The 24,285-nt window shown below is 60.0% G+C and carries 16 protein-coding genes; 9 read left to right on the top strand and 7 right to left on the bottom strand.

The window, feature by feature from the left end:
* Positions 1 to 32 precede the first annotated feature (32 nt).
* Positions 33 to 626, bottom strand: coding sequence for a GTP cyclohydrolase II (gene ribA / locus J0F90_RS13295; RefSeq protein WP_004930678.1), 594 nt, complete (start codon positions 624 to 626; stop codon positions 33 to 35).
* 279 nt (positions 627 to 905) lie between these two features.
* Between ribA and pgpB the strand changes: the two genes are divergently transcribed.
* The 3 genes from pgpB (at position 906) to lapB (ending at position 3,450) form a co-directional block, all read left to right on the top strand.
* Positions 906 to 1,670: a phosphatidylglycerophosphatase B gene (pgpB, locus tag J0F90_RS13290; RefSeq protein WP_016927531.1), complete on the top strand. Its 765-nt coding sequence runs from the start codon at positions 906 to 908 to the stop codon at positions 1,668 to 1,670.
* Between the two features lie 298 nt (positions 1,671 to 1,968).
* A complete protein-coding gene (locus tag J0F90_RS13285) occupies positions 1,969 to 2,271 on the top strand; it encodes a LapA family protein (protein WP_004930650.1) in 303 nt (100 codons plus the stop codon).
* Between the two features lie 6 nt (positions 2,272 to 2,277).
* On the top strand, positions 2,278 to 3,450 hold the full coding sequence (lapB, locus tag J0F90_RS13280) for a lipopolysaccharide assembly protein LapB (RefSeq protein ID WP_016927532.1): 1,173 nt from the start codon (positions 2,278 to 2,280) through the stop codon (positions 3,448 to 3,450).
* 68 nt (positions 3,451 to 3,518) lie between these two features.
* On the opposite strand, the gene J0F90_RS13275 is transcribed toward lapB, so the two are convergent.
* Together J0F90_RS13275 and bhsA are read right to left on the bottom strand one after the other, a co-directional pair.
* Complete coding sequence (locus J0F90_RS13275; RefSeq protein WP_004930644.1) at positions 3,519 to 3,818, bottom strand: Arc family DNA-binding protein; 300 nt, start codon at positions 3,816 to 3,818, stop codon at positions 3,519 to 3,521.
* A gap of 172 nt (positions 3,819 to 3,990) precedes the next feature.
* Positions 3,991 to 4,251, bottom strand: a complete 261-nt coding sequence (gene bhsA, locus J0F90_RS13270) for a multiple stress resistance protein BhsA (RefSeq protein WP_016927533.1) — start codon at positions 4,249 to 4,251, stop codon at positions 3,991 to 3,993.
* Between the two features lie 329 nt (positions 4,252 to 4,580).
* Between bhsA and pyrF the strand changes: the two genes are divergently transcribed.
* Both pyrF and yciH read left to right on the top strand, forming a co-directional pair.
* The gene (gene pyrF, locus J0F90_RS13265; RefSeq protein WP_042705513.1) at positions 4,581 to 5,309 is read left to right on the top strand and encodes an orotidine-5'-phosphate decarboxylase; all 729 of its coding nucleotides are present in this window, start codon (positions 4,581 to 4,583) and stop codon (positions 5,307 to 5,309) included.
* A 10-nt stretch (positions 5,310 to 5,319) separates the two neighbouring features.
* Positions 5,320 to 5,646: a stress response translation initiation inhibitor YciH gene (gene yciH, locus J0F90_RS13260; RefSeq protein WP_033640142.1), complete on the top strand. Its 327-nt coding sequence runs from the start codon at positions 5,320 to 5,322 to the stop codon at positions 5,644 to 5,646.
* 188 nt (positions 5,647 to 5,834) lie between these two features.
* Here yciH and osmB read toward each other — a convergent pair whose 3' ends face one another.
* The 4 genes from osmB to J0F90_RS13240 all read right to left on the bottom strand — a co-directional run bounded on the left by osmB (position 5,835) and on the right by J0F90_RS13240 (position 10,458).
* Entirely contained in the window at positions 5,835 to 6,053 is a 219-nt protein-coding gene (gene osmB, locus J0F90_RS13255; RefSeq protein ID WP_004945176.1) for an osmotically-inducible lipoprotein OsmB, read from the bottom strand.
* Between the two features lie 271 nt (positions 6,054 to 6,324).
* The gene (locus tag J0F90_RS13250) at positions 6,325 to 7,071 is read right to left on the bottom strand and encodes a DeoR/GlpR family DNA-binding transcription regulator (protein ID WP_004930631.1); all 747 of its coding nucleotides are present in this window, start codon (positions 7,069 to 7,071) and stop codon (positions 6,325 to 6,327) included.
* 50 nt (positions 7,072 to 7,121) lie between these two features.
* A complete protein-coding gene (locus J0F90_RS13245) occupies positions 7,122 to 9,554 on the bottom strand; it encodes a formate C-acetyltransferase/glycerol dehydratase family glycyl radical enzyme (RefSeq protein WP_033640144.1) in 2,433 nt (810 codons plus the stop codon).
* 4 nt (positions 9,555 to 9,558) lie between these two features.
* Positions 9,559 to 10,458 (bottom strand): glycyl-radical enzyme activating protein, encoded by a 900-nt coding sequence (locus J0F90_RS13240; RefSeq protein WP_033640145.1) that lies wholly within the window; start codon positions 10,456 to 10,458, stop codon positions 9,559 to 9,561.
* 149 nt (positions 10,459 to 10,607) lie between these two features.
* On the opposite strand from J0F90_RS13240, the gene fsa reads away from it, so the two are divergent.
* The 4 genes from fsa (at position 10,608) to J0F90_RS13205 (ending at position 24,262) form a co-directional block, all read left to right on the top strand.
* Positions 10,608 to 11,273, top strand: coding sequence for a fructose-6-phosphate aldolase (gene fsa / locus J0F90_RS13235; RefSeq protein WP_033640146.1), 666 nt, complete (start codon positions 10,608 to 10,610; stop codon positions 11,271 to 11,273).
* A 374-nt stretch (positions 11,274 to 11,647) separates the two neighbouring features.
* Entirely contained in the window at positions 11,648 to 13,252 is a 1,605-nt protein-coding gene (locus J0F90_RS13230) for a ShlB/FhaC/HecB family hemolysin secretion/activation protein (RefSeq protein ID WP_227944653.1), read from the top strand.
* 68 nt (positions 13,253 to 13,320) lie between these two features.
* Positions 13,321 to 23,973 (top strand): hemagglutinin repeat-containing protein, encoded by a 10,653-nt coding sequence (locus J0F90_RS24690; protein WP_103086405.1) that lies wholly within the window; start codon positions 13,321 to 13,323, stop codon positions 23,971 to 23,973.
* Complete coding sequence (locus J0F90_RS13205; RefSeq protein ID WP_033640149.1) at positions 23,960 to 24,262, top strand: hypothetical protein; 303 nt, start codon at positions 23,960 to 23,962, stop codon at positions 24,260 to 24,262. Before J0F90_RS24690 ends, J0F90_RS13205 begins: the two co-directional genes overlap by 14 nt.
* The last annotated feature ends 23 nt before the right edge of the window (positions 24,263 to 24,285 follow it).

Below are 24,285 nucleotides of genomic sequence, written 5' to 3'. Positions count from 1 at the left end.
AGGCGCCCTGATTGTTTCCGCGGCGGTGGCGATCACTTCTGGTCGAGCAAATGGCCCATTTTGGCGGCCTTGGTGGCCAGATAGCGTTCGTTCTTCGGGTTGCGACCGACGATCAACGGCACGCGTTCGCTGATGTTGATACCGGCTTCGGTCAGGATCTCGACCTTTTTCGGGTTGTTGGTCAGCAAACGCACCGCGTCGACGCCCAGCAGTTTGAACATGTCGGCACACAGGGTGAAGTCGCGCTCGTCGGCGGCGAAGCCGAGCTGGTGATTGGCTTCCACGGTGTCTGCGCCCTTGTCCTGTAGGGCGTAGGCGCGGATCTTGTTCAACAGGCCGATATTGCGGCCCTCCTGGCGATGATAAAGCAGGATGCCGCGGCCTTCTTCCGCAATCTGCTCCAGTGCGGCTTCCAGTTGAAAACCGCAGTCGCAGCGCAGGCTGAACAACGCGTCGCCGGTCAGGCATTCGGAATGCACGCGTGCGAGCACCGGCGCTTCGCCGGAAATATCACCGAATACCAGTGCCAGATGGTCATGTCCGGTCGCCAGTTCTTCGAATCCTACCATCAGGAAATCGCCCCAAGGTGTCGGCAGTTTAGCCTCTGCCACCCGTTTCAGCTGCATGTCACTCTCCACAAAAACCTACGATTCAATCATTGTCGCGCATCCTAAGTCCGGTTCAGTAAATTGACCAAGACTAAAACGTGCTGCGCCGATCTCTATTTCGTTAATTATCGGCTATTTTGCCACAACTTCTTGCCGGGCGGTGCTCAGCAAATCAGCAGATGGCGTTTTCTGGCCACCTATTATTGCGATAGGTTGCCTATCTGTTTAATTTTTCGCGTGTTATCAATATTGCACTCTTGTTACACTGCAGCCTGATTCACGCAGAGGAAAACGGGAATGTATGAGATAGCAAAACGCACGGCGGGCGGCGCGCTGCTGCTGCTGTTGATGCCGCTGGTCGTATGGGCATCCGGCTGGCATTGGCAGCCCGGCGGCAATGATCGGCTGCTCAAAGCGCTGTTCTGGGTAACCGAAACCGTGACCTCGCCGTGGGGCATTCTGACCAGCGCTATCCTTTGCGGTTGGTTTTTGTGGTGCCTGCGCTTTCGGCTGAAAGCGGCCATCGGTCTGGCGATCCTGCTTTCCGCCGCGTTGGTGATTGGGCAGGGGGTCAAGTCGTTGATCAAGGATCGGGTGCAAGAACCGCGGCCGTTTGTGGTATGGCTCGAGCAAACCCACGGCGTGGACGGAAAATATTTCTATTCGCTGCATCGTAAAGAGCGCAGCGCGCTGGTGCGCGAGCAACTGCAAGACCAGACGCTGGTGCCGAACTGGCTGCGCAAGCACTGGCAGTTTGAAACCGGCTTCGCTTTCCCGTCGGGGCATACGATGTTCGCCGCCACTTGGGCGCTGCTGGGCGTAGGATTGCTGTGGCCGCGCCGCCATTATAAAACCGTCGCGCTGCTGATGGTGTGGGCAACGGGGGTGATGGGCAGCCGTCTGCTGCTGGGCATGCACTGGCCGCGCGATCTGGCGATGGCTACGCTGATCAGTTGGCTGCTGGTGGTGATCACCTGCTGGCTGGCGCAGCGTTGGTTCGGCCCGTTGACCCCGCCGCCAAAAGAGCAGCAGGAAATCGCGGCGCGCAAGCCGGAGATATGATCGATATGTGACCGCGTCACAAAATAGGCGGCATCGGACCGGTGCCGCATTAACCGCTTACATTTTCCCGCCATTGCAATTCGCCCGGTTGCCCCCATATCCTTATAAATTCGACGTTTTGAGAAGCTTTCTCATCAATTTGTTCGCTAAGACCGTTTACTGCCGAATATGCCAGCAGATATGTGGTTTTATCGTGCGGCAGGGTTTCCCTGCCGCAGCGGGAAATGCTAACTTAAGGGTTAGGGACGCCACATTTTGGCATCGTTCATCCGATTCACTCGGCATCGCGGGAAAGAATGTGAAATATTTGCTGATTTTTTTGTTGGTTCTGGTGATCTTCGTGATTTCCGTCACCTTGGGTGCGCATAACGATCAGGTGGTCAATTTTAACTATCTGGTTGCGCAGGGGGATTATCGCGTATCGACTCTGTTGGCCACGCTGTTTGGCGCCGGTTTCGTTCTCGGCTGGATCATTTGCGGCCTGTTCTACCTGCGCACGCGTATTGCGCTGGGTCGCGCCGAGCGCAAAATCAAAAGGCTGGAGCTGCAGCTTGAGCAGCCCGCTGAACCGGCGGCTCAGCCTGTTGTCAGCAAGGAATAATCCTCTATGTTAGAACTGCTGTTTCTGTTGCTGCCCGTGGCTGCCGCGTACGGTTGGTACATGGGGCGCAGAAGCGCTCAGCAGGATAAACAGCAAGAAGCCAACCGCCTGTCGCGCGAATATGTGGCGGGGGTGAACTTTCTGCTTTCCAACCAGCAGGACAAGGCGGTCGATCTGTTCCTCGACATGTTGAAAGAGGACAGCAACACCGTTGAAGCCCACCTGACCTTGGGTAACCTGTTCCGCTCGCGCGGCGAAGTCGACCGCGCCATCCGCATCCATCAGGCCTTGATGGAAAGCGCCTCTCTGACCTTCGAACAGCGCCTGCTGGCGGTCCAGCAACTGGGCCGAGACTATATGGCGGCCGGGCTGTACGATCGCGCGGAAGACATGTTCAGCCAGTTGACTGACGAAGCGGATTTTCGCGTCTCGGCGCTGCAGCAACTGCTGGTGATCCATCAGGCGACCAGCGACTGGCAGAAAGCGATCGACGTGGCGGAAAAGCTGGTCAAGCTGGGCAAAGAGAAGCAACGCGTCGAGATCGCGCACTTTTACTGTGAGTTGGCGCTGCAGGCGATGGGCAGCGACGATCTCGATCGGGCGATGAGCCTGCTCAAACGGGCGGCCGCCGCCGATAAACAGTGTGCGCGCGTGTCCATCATGTTCGGGCGCATCTATATGGCGCAAAACGACTACGCCAAAGCGGCAGAGTCGCTACAACGCGTTCTGAGCCAGGATAAAGAGTTGGTCAGCGAAACGCTGCCGATGCTGCAGGAATGCTACACGCATCTGCCGGAACAACAGCACAACTGGGCTGAATTCCTGAAGCGCTGCGTGGAAGAGAACACCGGCGCCACCGCCGATCTGATGCTGGCCGAGATTATCGAGCAGCACGAAGGGCGCGACGTGGTGCAGGTCTATATCAACCGCCAGCTGCAACGCCATCCGACCATGCGGGTGTTTTACCGGCTGATGGATTATCACCTGGCGGACGCCGAAGACGGCCGGGCGAAAGAGAGTCTGCTGCTGTTGCGCGATATGGTCGGCGAGCAAATTCGCACCAAGCCGCGTTACCGCTGCCACAAATGCGGCTTCACCGCGCACTCGCTCTATTGGCATTGCCCGTCGTGCCGCGCCTGGTCATCGGTTAAACCGATCCGCGGTCTGGACGGCCAATAATGCGGCGGGGCGACAAAACAAAACGGGGCGATTTATCGCCCCGTTTTTTATGTTCGTCTGTTCGTCGCTTATTTTTTCTTGCCGCCTTTGGCGCCGGTTTTCAACAGCTGGCGGAGTTTCTTCAGCTCTTTCTGGCTCAGCGGCTGTTCAATTTCTTCTTCGGTGCTTTGATTGTCGATCTCGCCGTGGTGCAGGTCATCCGCCTTTTTGGCCGGTTTTTCTGCTTTGGTGGCGGGCGCGCTGAAACTGCTTTCCAGGCGCTGGCACACTTCCACGCTCAACGAAAATTCGTTTTCAGCGGCGGCGGCGCGGATTTTTTCCTTGAGTTCCAGAGGAATTTTAATGGTAAGTGTCGATATCTCGCTCATTTTGAAAGCCTTTCTGCAGGAAGATGCCTTCAAGCTAAGCCACTGGCGATCGGGTGTCTAGTGTGTAATAAAAATTTAATATTTATGTAACAAATGAGGGCGGGGCAAACGCGTTTTTTTTAGGCGAGAAACAGAGGCAGGGCCCGAGCGTGCGGGCCCTGTACCGGAAACATTATTTGTAGATGATCGCGGTGCCGCTCAGCATGTTGTTACCGCCGGCGGAGATGATGCGGTAGCTGCTGGCGCCCTGAGCGTCGGCTTTAGCGGCCAGCTTTTTTTCCAGGCTGCTGAGGGTGGTCGCGTGGCCTGCGGAAACGATGCCGGTGGCGGTCAGGTTATCGGCCTGCTGGCTGTTGATCGGTTCAGCGGCGAAAGTGGCGAAAGAGGTCAGTGCGATAGCGGCAGCGGTTGCAAAATATTTGATGGTTTTCATAGGTGACTCCAGTCTGTTTATTTAGGAAGGAAGCCATTCGCTTCCGATGGGTTGAATAATAAAGCATCTACGTCGATTGAAAATCTGATAATGCTGAGTAACTCATTCAAAATATCTGATCAACAATTTACGCATCTTTACGGCGTTTTACGCTGCGTGGTTTATCGCTAACGCGCTTTCGTTGACGCGCCATGACAAAGGTGAGCGGTAACATGACAGAGCGCCGGTGCGCGCTGCGGCTGGGATTTCTGGCCTCCGGCATGTAGAATGCGGCGGTCAGTTTCGCGGGTGAGTCCCTGATTATGTCTATTTTACAGAAGGTAGAAGAAATGAAGTCTGAAAATAACGCTAATAACAATGACTTAAAATCATCTCCAATCGTTGTGGCGTTAGATTACGCCGATAAGAACGCCGCGCTGGCGTTCGCCGACCGTATCGATCCGCAAGACTGCCGGCTGAAAGTGGGCAAAGAAATGTTCACGCTGTTTGGGCCGCAACTGGTGCGCGATCTGCATGGGCGCGGCTTCGACGTATTTCTCGACCTGAAATTCCACGATATTCCCAATACCACCGCGCATGCGGTCGCGGCGGCGGCCGAACTGGGCGTTTGGATGGTCAACGTCCATGCCAGCGGCGGCGCGCGCATGATGACTGCCGCTAAAGAAGCGCTGGCGTCATTCGGGGCGGATGCGCCGCTGTTGATTGCCGTGACGGTGTTGACCAGCATGGAAGCGGAAGACCTGCGCGGCATCGGCATTGAGGCCAGCCCGGCGGAACACGCCGAGCGCTTGGCGCGCCTGACCCGCGACTGCGGGCTGGACGGCGTGGTGTGTTCGGCACACGAAGCGCAGCGGCTGAAGGCGGCCTGCGGGCAGGCTTTCCAACTGGTTACGCCGGGGATCCGCCCAGAAGGCAGCGCGGCGGGCGATCAGCGCCGTATTATGACGCCGGTGCAGGCGCAGGCCGCCGGCGTGGACTACATGGTGATTGGGCGTCCGATCACCCAATCTGCCGATCCGGCCGCGACGCTGCGCGCGATCCGCGCCTCTTTGGCCTGAGGAACCGCCGATGAATGACGATAACAGCCGCCTGGTGTATTCCACGGACAGCGGCCGCATCAAGCAGGAAGAGGTTAAACCGCAACGCGCCAAGGGCGACGGCATCGTGCGCATCCATCGTCAGACCAGCGGCCGCAAGGGGAAGGGCGTATGCCTGATCGCCGGCGTCGATCTGGATGATGCTGCGCTCGACAAACTGGCGGCCGAGCTGAAAAAGAAATGCGGCTGCGGCGGTTCGGTGAAAGACGGGGTCATCGAGATCCAGGGCGATAAACGCGATCTGCTCAAGCAACTGCTGGAAGCCAAAGGCATGAAGGTCAAACTGGCGGGCGGTTGAGGTGAATCGCCATGCCGCGGTGCAATGCCGTGGCATGGCTTGAGGTTGTTGCTGCCGGGGATTAGCCCGTTAACGGCAAAAGAACCATAGACTTAAAGTAAAACAGACCTGAAATCATCGTTATTGGTTAATACGTCAAAGCGCCGAAGCGCTTTTGCCAGCCTGTCGGCCGAGGGCGCTCGGTCAGGTTATTTACCGACCTGGTGACCGATAATGCCCCCTACCGCAGCCCCGCCCAGCGTACCCAACGCGCTGCCGTCTGTCAGCACTGCGCCGCCGACTGCACCTGCGCCGGCACCGATAGCGGTGTTGCGATCGCGTTTGGACATGTTGGAACAGGCACTGAGTGAAAACGCCAGAGTCAGTGCCAGAGCGGCGGTGGCGAAACGTTTATTGATAATCATCATAATGACTTCTCCTTAGCATTGGCTATATGGAAGTGCCCTATAAGTATAGGCGTTAACCATAAATCAGGCCTGCTGTTGATTCCCGTACAGTATCGATATAAAAAATGGCATTTTTTGTTAACGGCCGAATAATTAGCAGGTTACGGCCCAAAAGTCGCCGAAACTGAGTATAGGTTTCTCGGGAAGGATAAACAGGTAAATAGTCTTAAAATCCTGCGGTGCAAGGGGAAAGACGCGCGGCGTGGCCCGCGCGGTGCGGCGGTGATCTGCGTTATTCGTTGACCAATTCCACCTGTACGCCCTGGCGTTTCAGCTGATGCTGATACTCCAGCGCCAAACGCGAATCGGTGATCACCCGGCTGATCTGCCCCGGCTGCGCCAGCGGATTGGGCTGGATCTGACCGAATTTGCTGGAGTCCGTCAGCACGATATTCTCCACGCCCTTGGCCAGTACCGCGCTGACCACGTCGGCGCGCATCATGTCGCGGCCGGTAAAGCCGGTTTCGGCCTGAAAGCCGTCAATGCCGATAAACGCCTTGTTGAAATGCACCTGCTGAATGCACAGCCGCGTGAGCGGGCCGACTACGGTCTCGCTTTTCTTCTGGTACATGCCGCCCAGCACAATCACGTCGCAGTCGGTTTCTTTCAGCAGGTTGGCGATGTAGTGGCTGACGGTGATCAGCGTAATGCGCTTGCGTTCGGCGATGTAGCGCGCCAGGAGGGCGTTGGCGCTGCCGCTCTCAATAAAGATCGTCTCGCCGTCGTTGACCTGCGCGGCGGCGTATTGCGCCAGCCGCTGCTTGAGGGTGAAATTGGACATCATGCGGGCGTCGACGTCATCACTCTCCAAGGCCACGGCGGAGCCGTGCACCCGCTTCAGATAACTGCGCTTTTCCAGCAGGTTGAGATCCTGCCGGATGGTGACTTCCGAGACGCCTGAGGCGCGCGCCAGCTCATTGACGCTGATCCGCCGGCGATCGTTAACCAACTGCAATATGGTCTGTTGTCGTAAATTCATATCGGCCTGATGATGCGGCCGCCAAGGCGCGGCCGCTAAGAGTCAAAGGTTTAAAGAGTATGTTCTGTGCGCGCAATAATATCATCCTGCGCCTCAGGGGATAATGCGGTAAAGAAGGCGGAATAGCCAGCTACGCGAACCACTAAATCACGATATTGGTCAGGGTGTTGCTTCGCCGCCAGCAGCGTTTCGCGCGACACGATGTTGTACTGCACATGCCAGCCGCGATAGCTCTCGAAGAAGGTGCGCAACATCAGCATCAGCTTTTCCCGATCGCGCGGGTTGTCCAGCGTGGCCGGGTTCAGCTTTTGGTTGAGCAGCACGCCGCCGAGGATCGCCTCGGTCGGCAACTTGGCGAGCGAATTGAACACCGCCGTCGGCCCCAGGTGGTCGGTGCCGGACGCCGGACTGGCGCCTTCCGCCAGTGGCGTGTGCGCCTTACGTCCATCGGGCGTGGCCAGAGTGGCGGCGCCGAAGGGCACGTTGGCCGAAATCGACGAGGTGCCGGCGTAGTAACCGCCGCCGATCGGCCCGCGGCCGAAGCGGGTGTTGCGATACTGCTTCAGTTCTTCGATATAGGTTTGGTAGGCGCGCACCAGCAGCCGATCGACCTCGTCCACATCGTTGCCGTATTTGGGCGCGGCGTTGAGCAGCCGCTGGCGCAGCTGCTCGCCATCCAGCCCGGCGAAGTCGTCGGCCAGCGCGGTCGCTAGCTGCTGCTGGCCGATCGCCCCCTGGTCGAACACCAGTTTGCGCACCGCCGCCAGGCTGTTGCCCAGGTTGGCGATGCCGACCTGCAGGCCGGAAACCCAATCGTATTTGGCGCCGCCTTGCTTGATGCTTTTACCGCGTTCGATGCAGTCATCCACCAGCGCGGAACAGAGGATATCGTGGGCATTCTCTTCCAGCACGCTGTCCACCACGCATTCGATCTCGATCGACTTGCGTGTGTAGTAGCGGATTTGCCGATCCCAGGCGGCTAAGTTCTGCTCGAAATCGACGAAGTTTCCTTTGGACAGCGCTTGTTCCTGCGGCAGGAATATTTGCCCGGAGGTGGCGTCGCGGCCCTGTTCCAGCGCCGCCAGCAGCACGCGGGCGAAGTTGATGAAGCTCATGCCGGTGCAGCGATAACCCCATTTGCCGCCGACGGCGGTCTCGATGCAGCCGATGGCGGCGTAGTCGTAGGCGTCTTGCGGCTCAACCCCCAGCTTGATGAATTCGGGAATGACGATTTCGTCGTTGTTGAACGCCGGCATGCCGAAACCGCAGCGGATCACCTGCACGCAGGCGTCGAGGAAGTCGGCGCTCATCTCGGCATGGTAACGCACGCTGAGGTTGGGTTGGGTGGAGCGCAGACGGCCGCAGGACTCGAGAATGGCGTAGGACAGCGGGTTGACCGCATCGCATGGCCGGCCGTCGATCAGCTTCTGTCCGCCGATGGTGACGTTTTGGTACAGCGGGCTGCCGGCGGAAGCTTTGGAATGCGAGCCGGAGCGGATCTTGTTGACCTCCAGCAGCTTCAGCCAGCAGCAGTGCAACAGCTCGATGGCGTCTTCCCGGGCCAGCTTTTGCTCCAGCTCCACCTCACGTCGATACCAGGGATAGAGGTATTGATCGAGGCGGCCGAAGGAAACCGAATGGCCGTTGGATTCGATCTGCAACGTCAGTTGGATGAAATAGCACAGCTGCAGCGCCTGCCAGAAGGTTTGCGGCGGGCGATGGGCGATCCGGTCGCAGTTGCCTGCGATGGCCAGCAGTTCGGCGCGCCGCCAGTCGCGCGGTTCGTTTTGCGCCATGTCGCGCGCCAGGCGGGCGAAGCGCAGGATGTGCTCGCTCAGCGCCGCCAGCGCGATGTCGATGGCGTTGAGAAACTGCGCTTTGTGCAGATCTTCCCACTCGGTCAGGCGCAGGCGGCCGCGGCGCGCGTTCACTTTTTCACGCAGGCCGTCGAGACCTTTCTCCAGCAGCAGCGGGAAGTTAACCGCCAGGTGGGCGTCGCCGGAGGTCATGTTGCCCTCAGCCTTGATGATGCCGGTGGCCAGCAGCGCCTTTTGTTCGTCGGTGAACATGCCGTAGCAGCGATCCTGCACCGTTTGGCCGCGCCACCAGGGGCACAGGCGATGCAAAATCGCCTTGTTCTCTTCGCTGACCGAAAAACCGGCGCCCGGCCGGTCGGCCAATTGGTCTATTTCGTTTTCTATCCAGCCGACGGTGTATTCGGGAAAGATCGGCGCGGCGCGCAGCTCGCTGGCCTGGTTGCCGACGATCAGCTCGTCGTTGGCGATCCAGATGGTGCGCTTCGCCAGATGGCTAGCCAGCGCCAGCGCGCGGCGCACCGGCAGCGGCCGATCCTGATGCTGTTGATAGGCCTCGGTATAGTGCTGCGCGCGTTCGGTGCACACCGGCGGTTTGACGATGTGAATCAGCGCGTTCTTATGCGCCTGAATGCGGGCGCTGAGGGTGGTCAAATCCAACGTGGTCATGGCGTTATCCTCGCAAAATGGCGGTCAGGCCTTTGGCGCCGGCATAGTCTTCGGCGAAGGCCAGCAGATCGGGCGCGTCCAGCGGCGTGCGGGCGGCGCGGTAGGGCTCGCCGAGCAGGTGGTACTTGTTGATGCCCAGCGTGTGGTACGGCAGAAAGTGGATCTCCGACACGCCGATCTCGTCGGCGGCGAAGTCGACGATCGCACGGACAGAGCGACGATCGGCGTTGAAATCGGGGATCAGCGGCACGCGCACGGTCATTGGCACGCCGTGCGCCGCCAGCCGGCGGAAATTGTTCATCACCCGGCGGGCGGAGCCGCCGGTCCAGGCTCTAAAGCGCACTTCGTCGGTGTGTTTGAGATCGGCCAACAGCAGATCCAGCCACGGCAGCGAAGGCGCGATGTAACGCCACGGAACGTGCAGGCAGGATTCGACGGCGGTGTGGATGCCGGCTTCGCGGCCGCGCCGCAGCAGTTCCGCTGCAACCTCCGGCTGCATAAAGGGTTCGCCGCCGGACAGCGTTAAACCGCCGCCGCTGCGCAGGTAGAAAGGCTTATCCCGCATCACCTCGGCCATGATATCGTCGGGGTTGACCGGGCTGCCGCACAGGCTGAGCGCGCCGGTCGGGCAGGCGGCGGCCAGCGCCGCGTAGTCGTTTGCGCTGATGACTTCACGCTGCAGCGTCAACGCTTCTTCGTCACGCTGCAGGCCTTGCGGGCAGCGCTCGGCGCACAGCGTGCAGCCGCTCAGGCACAGGCGTTCGTCAAACAGCAGGTCTGCATGGCGCGAGCGGCTTTCCGGGTTCTGACACCAGCGGCAGCTCAGCGGGCAGCCTTTTAAAAAGACCACGCTGCGGATGCCGGGGCCGTCATGGGTCGAGTAGCGCTGCAGATTGAAGAACATGAGTCACCCGTTTGGCGTTGCTGAATCTTTCGCCATTAAAGGTGTTTCGAATGAAAGTTGAATTGATTTTGATCAAAAGTTAGCGCGGTTTTTGCCCTATGATGATCAGAGTTTGAATCCGCCCACAGAACATGACACAGGAGTCCGTGATGGAGCTTTATCTCGATACCGCCGATGTGACCGCGGTAAAACGCCTGGCGCGCATTCTGCCGCTGCACGGCGTCACCACCAACCCGAGCATCGTGGCGAAGGAAGGCAAGCCGATCTGGGAAGTGCTGCCCGCGCTGCGCGACGCCCTCGGCGGCACCGGCAAGCTGTTCGCGCAGGTGATGGCGGCCGATGCGGAGCGCATGGTGGCGGAGGCGGCGCTGCTCAGTCAGCGCGTCCCGGGGCTGGTGGTCAAGATCCCGGCGACCGCCGAAGGGCTGGCGGCGATCAAGAAGCTTAAAACGATGTCCATCCCGACGCTGGGGACGGCGGTGTACGGCGCCGGGCAGGGGCTGTTGGCGGCCTTGGCCGGAGCGGAATATGTGGCCCCTTACGTCAATCGGGTGGACGCGCAGGGCGGTGACGGCATCGAAATGGTGCACGAGCTGCAGCAGTTGTTGAGCCTGCATGCGCCGTCGGCGCAGGTGCTGGCCGCCAGTTTCAAGACGCCGCGCCAGGCGCTGGAGTGCCTGTTGGCCGGCTGCCAGGCCATCACGCTGCCGGTGGACGTCGCGGAGCAGTTCCTGAACGCGCCGGCAGTGCAGGCCGCGGTCGAGAAATTCGAACAGGATTGGCAGGGGGCGTTCGGCAGCAATTTGTTGAGCTGATAACGGCCTGATGTGTTAATTTTCTTCCCGATCGACAATTAATTTTAATGGATGGCGCCTATAGCGTCATCCTCTCGTCGTTTCGCAATTCTTCTCACGCCCGCTGCCTCCCGTATGGTTTTGTGAGTTGCAGCACCATAAAGCTGTTGATTTTTCTCCCTCGAAGCTCATAATTCGCCCAAGAGTAAGTTTATTTACATTAATTTACGTAACTTATGATTTTGGTTAGATAAATAACTATAAGTAACAGTGAGGAGCCAAGGATGCGCTCAGATAATGCTCGTGCTTTACTTTATTCTATCCGCTGTGGGCTGTCGGGATTATTGATTGGCGTTGTACCCCTGTTTTCCGCTTCAGCGGCTACCAGCGATGGTATGGCGTCCATTGATGCCCGCGAACAGCAGCGCCAGCAGGAGCGCGAGCGTGCCCTGCAACAGCAAAATGCCCCGCAGGCCGATGCGCGCCTTTCCCGTCCCGACGTTGTGCTGCCCAATTACCCAACCGATGAACGCCCTTGTTTCATCATCAACCGGCTAGCGTTGGTCGGGGAGTCTGCCGATCGCTTTCAGTGGGCTTTGGGCGCAGCAGCAGATGCCGAAGACCGCTGTTTGGGCGGCCAGGGCATTGCGCTTGCCATCAGCAAGGTGCAAAACGTCATACTGGCGAAAGGCTATGTCACTACGCGCGTAATGGCGCAGGAGCAGGACCTGACTACAGGCGTGTTGACGTTGACGCTGCAACCGGGGCGCATCGGTGATATCCGTTTCGAGGAACCGGTCTCCTGGCGGGGACGGATGTGGAACGCTATTCCGGCCTCACGCGGTGATATCCTCAACTTGCGTGATATCGAACAGGGGCTGGAGAACTTTAGACGAGTGCCCAGCGCCAGTGCCGACATCAAAATCGTACCCGGTGCTCAAGAGGCCACCAGCGATCTGCAGGTCAACTGGTATGAGGGGCGCCCGATACGGCTCAGTCTGGGCCTTGACGACAGCGGCTCCAAAAGTACCGGGCGTTATCTCGGATCGGCCACCTTGGCTATCGATGCGCCGTTTGCGCAAAATGACCTTTTCTACGCCAACATTGGCAAGGATGTGTTTCAGCACGGGCCGTTCGGCAATCGTTCACATACGCTGAATTACTTCTTCCCGGTGGGATATTGGGCCTTCTCGGCCAATTACAACGACTACACCTACCATCAAAACATCCCTAACGCCAACGAGGTGCTGCGCTATAGCGGCAAGAGCGACAACATTCAGTTGACCGTTTCCCGATTGCTCTATCGCGACCAATCGCACAAGACCACGCTCAACCTGCGCGGCTACCGCAAACATTCCACTAACGCTGTGGACAACGTTGATATTGTGTCGCAAAAACGTCGGATCGCCGGCTGGGAGCTGGGGCTTAACCAACGCAGTTACCTCGGTACCACTACGTTGGATACGAATATCAGCTGGCGCCGCGGTACCGGGGCGTTCAATGCCTTGCCTGCGCCGGAAGAATCGCGTCACGAAGGCAGTGCGCGTACCGGCATTTTGCTCGGTGACCTGGGTATCAACCGGCCTTTCTCCTGGGGTGAGCAGCCCTGGCGGGTTTATACCAGCGTGCGGGGCCAGTGGAGCCAAAATGCGTTGACGCCGCAGGAGCGGATGGCCATTGGCGGGCGTTACACGGTGCGAGGCTTTGACGGCGAACAGATGCTGTCCGGCGAAAAAGGGCTGCTGTGGCGCAACGAAATCGCCTGGAATATGTTTTCTCGCGGGCACGAACTGTATGTGGCTGCCGACTACGGCCGGGTGGACGGCCCGGGCACCCGCTACCTGGTGGGTCATCAGTTGGCGGGCAGTGCGCTCGGTGTTCGCGGTGCGCTGTGGGGGCGATTCAGCTATGACCTGTTTGCCGGCGTGCCGCTGTACAAGCCCGCAGGGTTCCATACCTCCGGTGCGACCGCGGGTTTTAGCGTAAATCTGGAAATCTGAACATCGCGATACCGGCAACCTTGCTGATACTGACCTGATTGGACTGACTTTTCTCACGGATGTGACCCATGAACAAACATTGTTATCGCCTTATCTTCAGCCGCACTCACGGGGAACTGCGGGTGGTGTCCGAACTGGCTCGCAGCTGCAGCAGCGAACCGGGGCAGCGCATCGGTTCAGGAATAACGGCTGGGAGTCGTCTGTGGGTCACCGTGCGCCGGTCAGTGTGGCTGCTGGGGCTGCTCATGTTTGCCGGCCCCGTCATGGCAGACGGCATTGTCGCGGACGGCGGTGCCAATCCTTCCCAGCGGCCGGAGGTCATCAATACCCAGAACGGCTTGCCGCAGGTCAACATCACAGCCCCCAACCAGGCTGGGGTCTCACATAACCAGTATCAGCAGTTCGATGTCGACGCCAAAGGCGCCATCCTCAACAACTCGGCGGTGATGACCTCGACCCAGATGGCCGGGATGATCCAGGGTAACCCTAACCTCAATCCCAATTCCGCGCCGGCGCGCGTCATCCTCAACGAAGTCAACAGCAACAATCCCAGCCAGTTGCGCGGTTTTATGGAAGTGGCCGGCGGCAAGGCGCAGGTGATTGTGGCCAACCCCGCCGGCATTGTCTGCAACGGCTGCGGCACCATCAACGCCGGGCGCATGACCCTGACCACCGGCAAGCCGCAACTGAACGCCGACGGCAGCCTGGCGGGCTACCAGGTTGAGCGCGGCGTGGTGCGCATCGAGGGTGGCGGACTCAACGGCGATGCCCGTCATGATACCGAGTACGTCGACATTCTGGCGCGCGCGGTGGAAGTCAACGCCGGCGTCTGGGCTAAAGAAGGCGTGTCGGTGGTGGCCGGTCGTAACCGCGTGAGTGCGGACGGTAAAACCGCGACACCGCTTTCGGACGGCGGCAGTACCAGACCAGAGCTTGCCATCGACATGGGACAGATGGGCGGCATGTACAGCGGCAGTATCCGCATGATTGGCACCGAGGCCGGCGTCGGCGTACGTAATCAGGGCGGACAGGCCCGAGCGGGCAAAACGCTCACCGTGAGCAGCGAAGGCAAGCTCAGCTGGCGGTCTGATGGGCCGAATGCGGCCACGCAGGCTGGCGGCGATATCCAACTGGCGGCAAAAGGTGACATTGAGACGCACGGGAAAGTGTATAGCGGTGGCCAGCTGGCCGTGCAGAGTCGCGAGGGGATGTTAACGCAGTCCGGGACGCTGGCGGCGGCCGGGGATGTGCACTTGAACGCCGCGCGTGGCATCCAGAGCAGCGGCCACCTGCTGGCGGGCAGCAATGCCGACAGCACGCTGGTCCAGGATGCCAACCTGCAGCTCGATAGCCAGGGCGATATCCGCGCCAGTGGCAGTCTGCTAAGTCAAAAAGAGGTCAACGCGTCCGGCCGCCGGGTGGATATCAGCGGCGCACAGGTTGCGACCGGTCGTACCGCGCTGACGGCACGTGACGGCGGCGTGGCCTTGAGCCAATCCACCGTTGATAGCGGTGAGCTGGCCGTGAGCACGAAGGGAAATGTGGATGTGCAGCAGGCCAAAGTCAAGGCCGGGCGCTGGACGGTGGATGCCGAAAACCTGTTCAACCAACAGGCGACCTGGTCACAGACCGGTGACGGTGAGAGCCGCGTCACCCTAGCGGGCTCATTGGATAACAGTGACGGTGCCATCGAGGCGCAGAACCTCCGGCTTTCGGCCAGCCAGTTAGTCAATCAGCGAGGCCGCCTGGTGGCGCTGGGGAGCGCGGCGCAGCACTGGCAGGTCGGCGGCCTGCTCGACAATACCGGCGGGACGCTGGGCAGTAACGGCGACCTGCGTCTCGATGCCGGGCGCCTCGATAATCAGGGGGGCACGTTAAAAACCCAGTCGGGGCTCACGCTCCATGCTGATGGCGCGGTGAATAATGCCGGGGGCAACCTGCTGGCTGGGAACGGCCTGACGCTTGAGGCGGGCAGCGATCTGAATAACGCGTCCGGAACCCTGAGCGGTGATGACGTACGTCTGGTGGCGCAGCGGTTGGATAACACGCAGGGACAGGTCATCGGTCAGGGCAATCTCGATCTGACATCCAGCCGCCTGGATAATCAACGCGGCCTCATTGGTGCCGGCAAGGCGTTGGATATCCATACCGGCGACTGGGACAACCGCGGGGGTACGGCGCAAGGCGAAACGGCCGTCACGGCAACGGCAACGAACCTCAACAACGACGGCGGCAAGCTGCTGTCAGGCCAGGCATCAACCCTGACCACCTCGGGTAACACCAGCAACCGCGACGGCGAAATTAGCGCCGCGGTGCTGACGGTGAAGTCTGCTCGTCTCGACAACACGCAGGGCAAGGTGATTGGCCAAGCGCAGCTTGACCTGCATGCCCGCCAGGGGTTGGACAATACGCAAGGGCTGCTGGGTGCCGGCCAGGCGTTGACCGTGCGGACCGACGGTGAGCTGAATAACCGCCGTGGCACGATATCGGGGAGCGGGCAAACTCACATAGCGGCAGGGAGCGTGCGTAACGAGGCCGGCAAACTGCTGGGCGGGCAACAACTGGTGTTGAACAGTGCGGCTGAGTTGGTGAACCGCGAGGGCGAAATCAGCGGCGAGTCACTTACACTGGCGGCGCAGCGCCTCGATAACGCTAAGGGCAAGGTGGTCGCCAGGCAGGATGCGAACCTGACGACGCAAAAGCTGAGTAACGCGGACGGCTGGTTTGAAGGCGGCAATACACTCTCCGTCAAGACCGATGGCGACTGGGACAACCGTGGCGGCACCGCACAAGGTGGTCGGCAGGTCACCGCCAGCGCGCAGTCGCTCGACAATACCGGCGGGCGACTACAGTCCGGCGGTGACCTGACACTTGACGCCGCAGGCAATATCCTCAATCGCACCGGTAAACTGACTGCGCAGCAGGCCCTCGCCGTTAACGGCGGTGTTGCCAGCCTGTTTGACAACGATGGTGGGTCACTGCAAAGCGGCGGCGGCCTGTCTCTGCAGGGTGGCCAGTTGACCAACCGCACCGCCGGTGTGGTACTCAGCGGGCAGGCACTTTCCCTGAACCTGACCGGCGGCTGGGACAATCAGGGCGGCACGTTTACCGGTAAGGGACGCACCGAGGTGCGCGCCGCCAGTTTGTTGAATACCCAGGGCACCATCAACGCGCTGGACAGTCTGGACATGCAGTTCACCGGCAAGCTGAATAACGGCCAGGGGCGGATTTTTAGTCAATCGTCTCAGGTACTGCAGGCGCAGGACATTTTCAACACCCAGGGCTGGATGGGCAGCCAGGGCAGCTGGCAGGCGATCAGCGGCAGTTTTGACAATACGGAAGGCAGTGTGCAGAGTCTGCAGGCCGTACAGCTTGCAGCTGACTGGCTCAATAACACCAAAGGTGTACTGCAGTCGGCACACGACCTGGCGCTGCGCATCAAACAGGATATCGATAATCGCAACGGTAAGGTCTCGGCGCTGGGGCAGCTTGCTGTTACGGGTGCCAAAGACGGCGAACACGCCGGCGCCATCAATAACGCCGGTGGTCAGTGGCTGGCTGGCGAGGGGCTGCGTATCGCCGCCCGTGCACTCGACAATACGCAGGGCGGGCTGCTCTACAGCCAGAAACAACAGCGCCTTACGTTAAGCGACGCGCTGAACAACCACGATGGGAAAGTGCAAAGTGGTGAGGCGCTTCAACTTGACGCACAAGCACTGAATAACGCCGGCGGGACGATAGACGGCCAGCAACAGGTGACACTGTGCATTCTTGGCTTGCTGGAAAATACCGACGGTGCGGTGCGCAGCAATGGCGGCCAGCAGGTGTCGGCGGCCGGTATCAATAATACGCGCGGCGTCTTCAGCAGCCGCGGCGGCATCACGGTGACATCAAAGCAGCTGGACAACGCCGGCGGCACGCTCATCAGTCAGGGCTCGGGTATCTACCGACTCGACCAGCTTAACAATCAGCACGGCAAAGTGCACAGCGGTGAGGCGCTCACGTTCGACGGCACGCAGGTGAACAATCAGGGCGGGCAACTGGTGTCGACTCAGGGCCTGACGCTCAAGGCCGAAGCACTCGACAACAGTGGTCAGGGCACGATAAGCAGCCAGTCAGCGCTTGATGTGCGGGCAGATCGCCTGAACAACCGCGACGGCGGGCTGATACTGGGCACCACGCGTACCGACATCACCGCCCATGATATCGACAATACCGCAGGCCGCCTGCAGAGCAGCGGGCAGATGACCCTCTCGGGTGTCACGCAGTTGGACAACCGTCAGGGACGCATCCTGGCCGACGGCAATCTCGATATCAACGCTGACCGGTCACAGACCGACTCGCCGCTGGCGCTACTTAACCAGGGCGGCCGCGTGGAGAGCGCCGGTGCACTGACAGCGAATACGCGTACTCTGGATAACCAGAACGGTACCTTGCTGGGGCTACAGGCGCTGACACTGTCCGCGCAGCAGGACTACACCCGACAGGCCGGCGACACCGTCAGCAGTAACGGCACGGTGACGTTCTCCCTGAGCGGTGCCTTTACCAACCAGGCGGACTGGTTGCTGCCGGGCAATCTGGTGCTCAATGCAGCCAGTATCACCAATCCGGCCACCCTGGTGGGCAAAACGCTGCAGCTGACGACCGGGGCGTTGCAAAACACCGGGCGTATTGAAGCGGACAGCATGACGCTGAACGTCGATACCCTGGACAACACGGCGGCGCTGATGGGGGACGCTATCACCGTGCGCGGGCGCGTCATCGACAACCATGGTCAGCCTGCGGTGATGGCGGCGACCCAAAGCCTGACGGTGCAGGCCGGTGAGCGACTGACCAACCGGGATGGCGCCCTGATTTACAGCGCCGACCGCCTGCACCTGCACAGCGACGACCTGATAGATAACCGGGCGAGCTTTATCGAAGCGGACGGGGACGCCACCATTGAGGCCCGTCGCTTGAACAACCTGCGTGAAGGGCTCGTGATTGAGCGAGAGGCGGAAAAAAGTGACTACAAATGGCACCGCTACAACTATTACTGGCGCTCCTACGGCTCAAAGGTCAACCCCGACAAAAGTACCCTGGCGCCGACCACCCAGCAGTTGACCTTCCAGGATGACGCGGCGGCGCAAACCAACCGCTACGGCACCCTGCTGGCCATTGATGCGGCGGGCAAGCGCGCGCAGGTGCGGGTCAAGGACAACAAAGGCACACTTACCGACCTGTGGGTCAACTACCTGGCGCTCAAGCCGAATGCCGACGGCAGCTATGCGATGACGTTCTACGAGACGCGGGGGGGAAACCAACTGGCGACTATCCCGACGCCTTATCAAAACGGCTTCCATTGGGAACACGACTGGACGCAGGTGATGACCTGGGATCCCGAAAAGCATGTCGACATCGACAGCGCGCCATTCATCACCGATTACAACAACTTCCGCGAGCGAACCGAAAGCGGCACGCTGACGCGCGACAGGCTGGTCTCTGAAGGTATCGGCGCGCGTATTCTGGCGGGCGGCAACATGGTGCTGCGCATCACCGGCGCGTTGCTCAATGACGCCAGCGTTATCACCGCCAACGGTAACCTGACGCAGGACGGCGGCGGCAGCGTAGACAACCGCGGTTACTCGGTTAACGAACGGCGCCAGGCGGTGATCGTTGACCATTATGACAAGGACACGCATCACTGGTACCCGACGTTCAACCGGGACGAGACCACGGCGTTGGCGACCGTTGACGGCGTGATCACCGGCAGCGGCACCGTCACCATTAACGGGGCCCGTATCACCAACACCACGGTCAATCAGGCACAAATCAGTCAACTGGATGCGGCATTGAAGGCGGTGGATGCCGAACGCGCCGAGCTTGAACGCAATCCGCTGGCCTTCACGGTAGAGGCGGCTGCCCGACCTGACGGCGATACGACGCTGGCACAAGGCGAACAGATGACGCAACCCGGTGCCACGCCGTCCTCGCCGCTGGGGCGCCCGCTGCTGCCGTCTGAGCTGGCGCTGACGCAGTTACAGCATCTGGGCAATGTGGCCACCGCCATCCCCAATAACGGTTTGTTTAGTCAACCTACGGCGACCGGCAGCCCGTTCCTGGTGGTGACCGATGAACGCTTTACCCGTCGCGACAACTTTATCAGCAGCGACTATATGCTGGAGCGCGTCGGGTATGACCCTGCGCAGGCCCATAAGCGCCTGGGGGACGGTTTTTACGAGCAGCGTCTGGTGCGCGAGCAGGTGCTGGCGCTGACCGGCAAACCGTCCGTCAAGGGCTGGGATGCGATGGAACAGTATCAGCAGTTGATGAACAACGGCAGTAAAGTCGCCCAGGACTTCCATCTGGTACCGGGCGTGGCCCTGACGCCGGAGCAGATTGCGGCGCTGCAGCAGGATATTGTCTGGCTGGTGAGCGAGACGGTGCAAACGGAAAGCGGCCCGCAAACGGTATGGGTGCCGAAGGTGTACCTGGCACAGACCACGCTGCGCCTGACCGGCGATGGCGCGGTGATTGGTGGTGGCGATCTGCAACTCTCGGCCAACAGCATCACCAATGCCGGCAACCTGTTTGCCGACAAAGCCCTGACGGTCGACGCCGGGCAGTTCCTGCATCAGGGCGGTGACATCAAGGCCGGCAGCATTGACGTGCAGGCCGACAGTCTGACCCTGAGCACCAATCTGCAGGATGCGTTGCGTCAGGCAACCCTAAGCGCCGGCGACATTCGCCTGCGCGGCACCGATATCACGCTCACGGGGGCAAAGCTCGATGCGACCGATACGCTCAACCTGAGCGCGCGCAACAACCTGACCATCACCGCCGCCAAAAGCAACCATACCGCCGACCTTGAGGTTATCTCGGGCTCTATGGGCAACCGTACCCGCGGCGGCACGGAAGCGGCAGGCTCCCGGATGGCGCACGTCAGCGGCGAATGGCAACAGGCTCAGGGGAGTGAGCTTAACGCCGGCGGCAACCTCACGCTCAATGCTGGGCGAGACGTCACGTTCATGGGCAGCCAGGCCAAGGCCGGCGGCAGCACCCGCGTGCAGGCCGGCGGCGATATCAACATCAAGGCCGAAAGCACCACCAATACCACACACCTGGATGCCAACAGCCGGACTTCCTCGGTAAGCAACGACCGCCAGGAAGAGAGCCTGACATTAAGCGCACTCGGCGGTGATCAGGGCGTCACCCTGGTGGCGGGTAACCAACTGCTGGCGGAAGGCGCGCAGATTGAGAGCAAAGAGGGGCGTATTGGCGCCAGCGCGCAAGACGTGACCATTAAAGACGCGCGCAGCCGCACGCAAGATCTGGACAGCGAAAACAAACGCGAGGGCAAAACCAAAAGCCATCGCATCGAACAAACCGAGCGCGAAATCAGCACCGGCAGCACCTTCAGCGGTCAGCAGGGCGTCACGGTTATCGGGCGTGAGGGCGATGTCACGGTCACCGGCAGCACCCTGCACAGTGACCAGGGTGCCATCGCCCTGCAAGCAAAAAAGGATGTCACCCTCAATACGGCCACCGAGCGCGAGTCGCGCTACAGCGAGGAACGTTCCGAGAAAAAAGGCTTCCTGAACAAGAGCAGCAGCCACACTGTGACCGATGACCGAACCACGCGTGAGAACGGCTCGCTGCTGAGTGGTAACAGCGTCAGTGTCAGCGCAGGCAACGATCTGACGGTCACCGGCTCGGCCATTGCCGCTGATCGGGACGTGAACCTGCAGGCCGGCCGTAATATCGATATCGGTGCGGCCACCGAGACCGACACGCATTACCTGCTGGAAGAGAAGAAAAAGAGCGGCCTGCTGGGAAGCGGCGGCATCGGTTTCACGATTGGCAAACAGTCGAGCAAACACGAAGTCGACGAGAAAGCCACGACCCAGAGCCAAAGCGTCAGCACCGTCGGCAGCAGCCAGGGCAGTGTCAACATCACGGCGGGCAACCAATTGCACATTGGCGGCGCCGACCTGGTGGCGGGCAAGGACCTGGCGTTGACCGGCGATAGCGTGACTATCGACCCCGGCTACGATCGGCGCACGCGCAAAGAAACCTTCGAGCAGAAGCAGAGCGGCCTGAGCGTGGCATTGTCGGGCACCGTGGGCGGCGCGCTCAACACCGCCGTCAGCTCGGCGCAACAGGCACGAAAAGAAGGCGACGGACGCCTGAACGCGTTGCAAAATACCAAAGCCGCGCTGTCCGGCGTGCAGGCCGCACAGGCCTGGGAGCGGGATAATGCGCTAACCGCCTCGGCGGAGGCGAAAAACGCCGCTGCCGGTTTACAACCGGGAGACGAAGGTGCGGCGCAAGGTGCCACCAACACAGTGGGCATCAGCGCCTCCTACGGCAGTCAGTCGTCGAAAAGCGAAACCCGCACTGACATCCGACAGTCACAGGGCAGCACGCTCACCGCCGGGCAAAACCTGTCAATAACGACGACCAGCAAGAACCACAATGCGCAAAGCGGCGATATCACCATCACCGGTAGCCAGTTGAAGGCGGGCAAAGACCTGTCGCTCGATGCTGCGCGGGACATTACCCTGCAGTCGGCGCAGAACAGCGAAAGCACCGTCGGCAAGAACAGCAGCAAAGGCGGCAACGTTGGCGTCGGTATCGGCGCCGGCTCGGGCGGGTATGGCATCAGCGTCTCGGCTGGCGTCAATGCCGGCAAGGGATATGAGAACGGCAACGGCCTGACCCATAGCGAAACCACCCTGGATGCCGGCAGTAATCTCAACCTGACCAGCGGCCGCGACACCCGGCTTATCGGCGCGCAGGCAAGCGGGGAAAAGGTCACCGTCGACGTGGGCCGTGACCTGACGCTGCAAAGTGAACAGGACAGCGACCGCTATGATGCCAAACAGCAAAACGCCAGCGCGGGCGGCAGTTTCACCTTCGGCTCGATGACCGGCTCAGCCAACGTAAGCGCCAGCAAGGACAAGCTGCACAGCAACTTCGACTCGGTAAAAGAGCAGACCGGGCTGTTTGCTGGCAAGGGCGGGTATGACGTCAAGGTCAAAGAACACACCCAGCTCGACGGCGCCGTCATCGCCAGCACGGCAGACAAAGAGAACAACCGCCTCGATACCGGCACGCTGGGCTGGAAGGACATTCACAACCAGGCGGACTACAGCGCGACGCACAGCGGCGGTTCATTCAGCACCGGCGGGCCGGTGGGCAAAGACCTGCTGACCAATATGGCCGGCGGCATGCTGTCGGGTGCCAACCACAGCGGGCACGCCGAGGGCACGACCAAGGCCGGCGTCAGTGAGGGGACGCTGATAGTTCGCGACAAAGACAAACAGCAGCAGGATGTGGCGCAGCTAAACCGGGATACCGAACATGCCAACGATGGCAGCATCAGCCCGATATTCAACAAGGAGAAGGAGCAGAACCGGCTGAAGCAGGCGCAGTTGATTGGGGAGATTGGCGGCCAGGCAATGGACGTCATCCGCACGCAGGGCGAGATTGCCGGGCTGAAGGCGCAGAAAGACCCGGCGGCGCTGGCGCAGGCCCGGGAGCAGCTTGAGAATAGCGGGAAACCAACGAACGATGCGGCGGTGATGAAGCAGGCGTACGACAACGCGATGCGGCAATACGGCACCGGCAGCGACCTGCAGAAGGCGGCGCAGGCGGTAACGGGGGCGCTGACGGCGCTGGCGGGCAATAATCTGGCGGGCGCGCTGGCGAGCGGCGCCTCGCCGTACCTGGCGACGGAAATTAAAAAGCGGGTCGGTGAAGACAATATCGCCGCCAATGCGATGGCGCACGCGGTGCTGGGTGCGGTGACGGCGGAGCTGAACAACCAGTCGGCCGTAGCAGGCGGACTGGGCGCCGGCGGCGGGGAACTGGCGGCGCGCTACATTGCCGGCCAGCTGTACCCGGGCAAAACGGCAGAGCAGCTGAGCGAAAGCGAGAAACAGCAGGTCAGCGCACTAAGCCAGCTGGCCGCAGGGCTTGCAGGCGGCCTGGCGACGGGGGATACTGCGGGAGCGGTGACCGGCGGGCAGGCTGGGAAGAATGCGGTTGAGAATAACGCGCTGAGTGATGTTGTTGACGCTGTATCTCAGGGTAAGACACCTCAGCAGGTAGCCGAAGAGCGTGTCGACGCTGAAAATGAGCGCTATAAGCAGCAAAACTGTGCCGGAATGAGCGCGGAAGCGTGCTCGGTGAAGATGTATACTGAGCGCCGGGAAGAGCTGAAAGATATCCTGTCGACAGGTGCCGATTTTGTACCGGTGGTTGGAGATATCAAGAGCTTTGCGGAAGCGCAGAGTGCGCTGGATTATCTGGTAGCGGCGATAGGGATTATCCCAGGTGCTGGTGATGCGGCCGGTAAGGCGATCAAGGCGGCAGAGGCGGCGCTGAAGAAGGGGGATGTCGCTGAAGCGTCCAGGTTGATTAATAAGGCCAGTGATGAGGTATCGGCAACGATCCCTATGGGAAGCAAGCGTAATCCGATGAATCAACCAAGTAATCCATCTTATCAACCCGTCAGGAATCAACCAGGTACAATCGGAAACCGAGAGTATTCAGGTCATGCCTTAGATAGGATGCAGGATCGAGGAATAACTCCTTCTGTTGTTGAGAATACAATTAAAAATGGAAAGTCGACTCCTAGCCGCGGCGGAACAACAGTCCATTTTGATCCTGAAAGCAAAGTGTCAGTGGTAACGAACGAATCAGGAAGGGTGGTAACGGTTAAATATGGCGACAAATAAGAAGGATGCTATTCGTGAGTGTGCGTTTAGTTCTCTAAATAACGTTGTTAGCTTTGCTAAGTTCGTAAGCTATGCAGAGGATTTGGCTCAATTAAATGAGTTGTTTGAGGATGAAAAAAGCAGAGATAATTACCTGAGAATCTGGTTTGAACTGGAAATCATCAATGCACTTGCTCTATCAGAATGGGAGGATGAAGGACGCCCAGTAGATTGGAAAACTCAGTGGGAATCAAGCTATAAAGAAGATGCTTCCGAACTAATGAATGAGCTAATGAAGATGCTGAAGTAAATATCAACAGCCTCTGCTAGGGC

This window comes from Serratia marcescens subsp. marcescens ATCC 13880 (genome assembly GCF_017299535.1).
Taxonomy (GTDB): Bacteria; Pseudomonadota; Gammaproteobacteria; order Enterobacterales; family Enterobacteriaceae; genus Serratia; species Serratia marcescens.
Note: the sequence above shows the minus strand (reverse complement) of the source record. Positions and strands in the feature narration are given on the sequence as shown.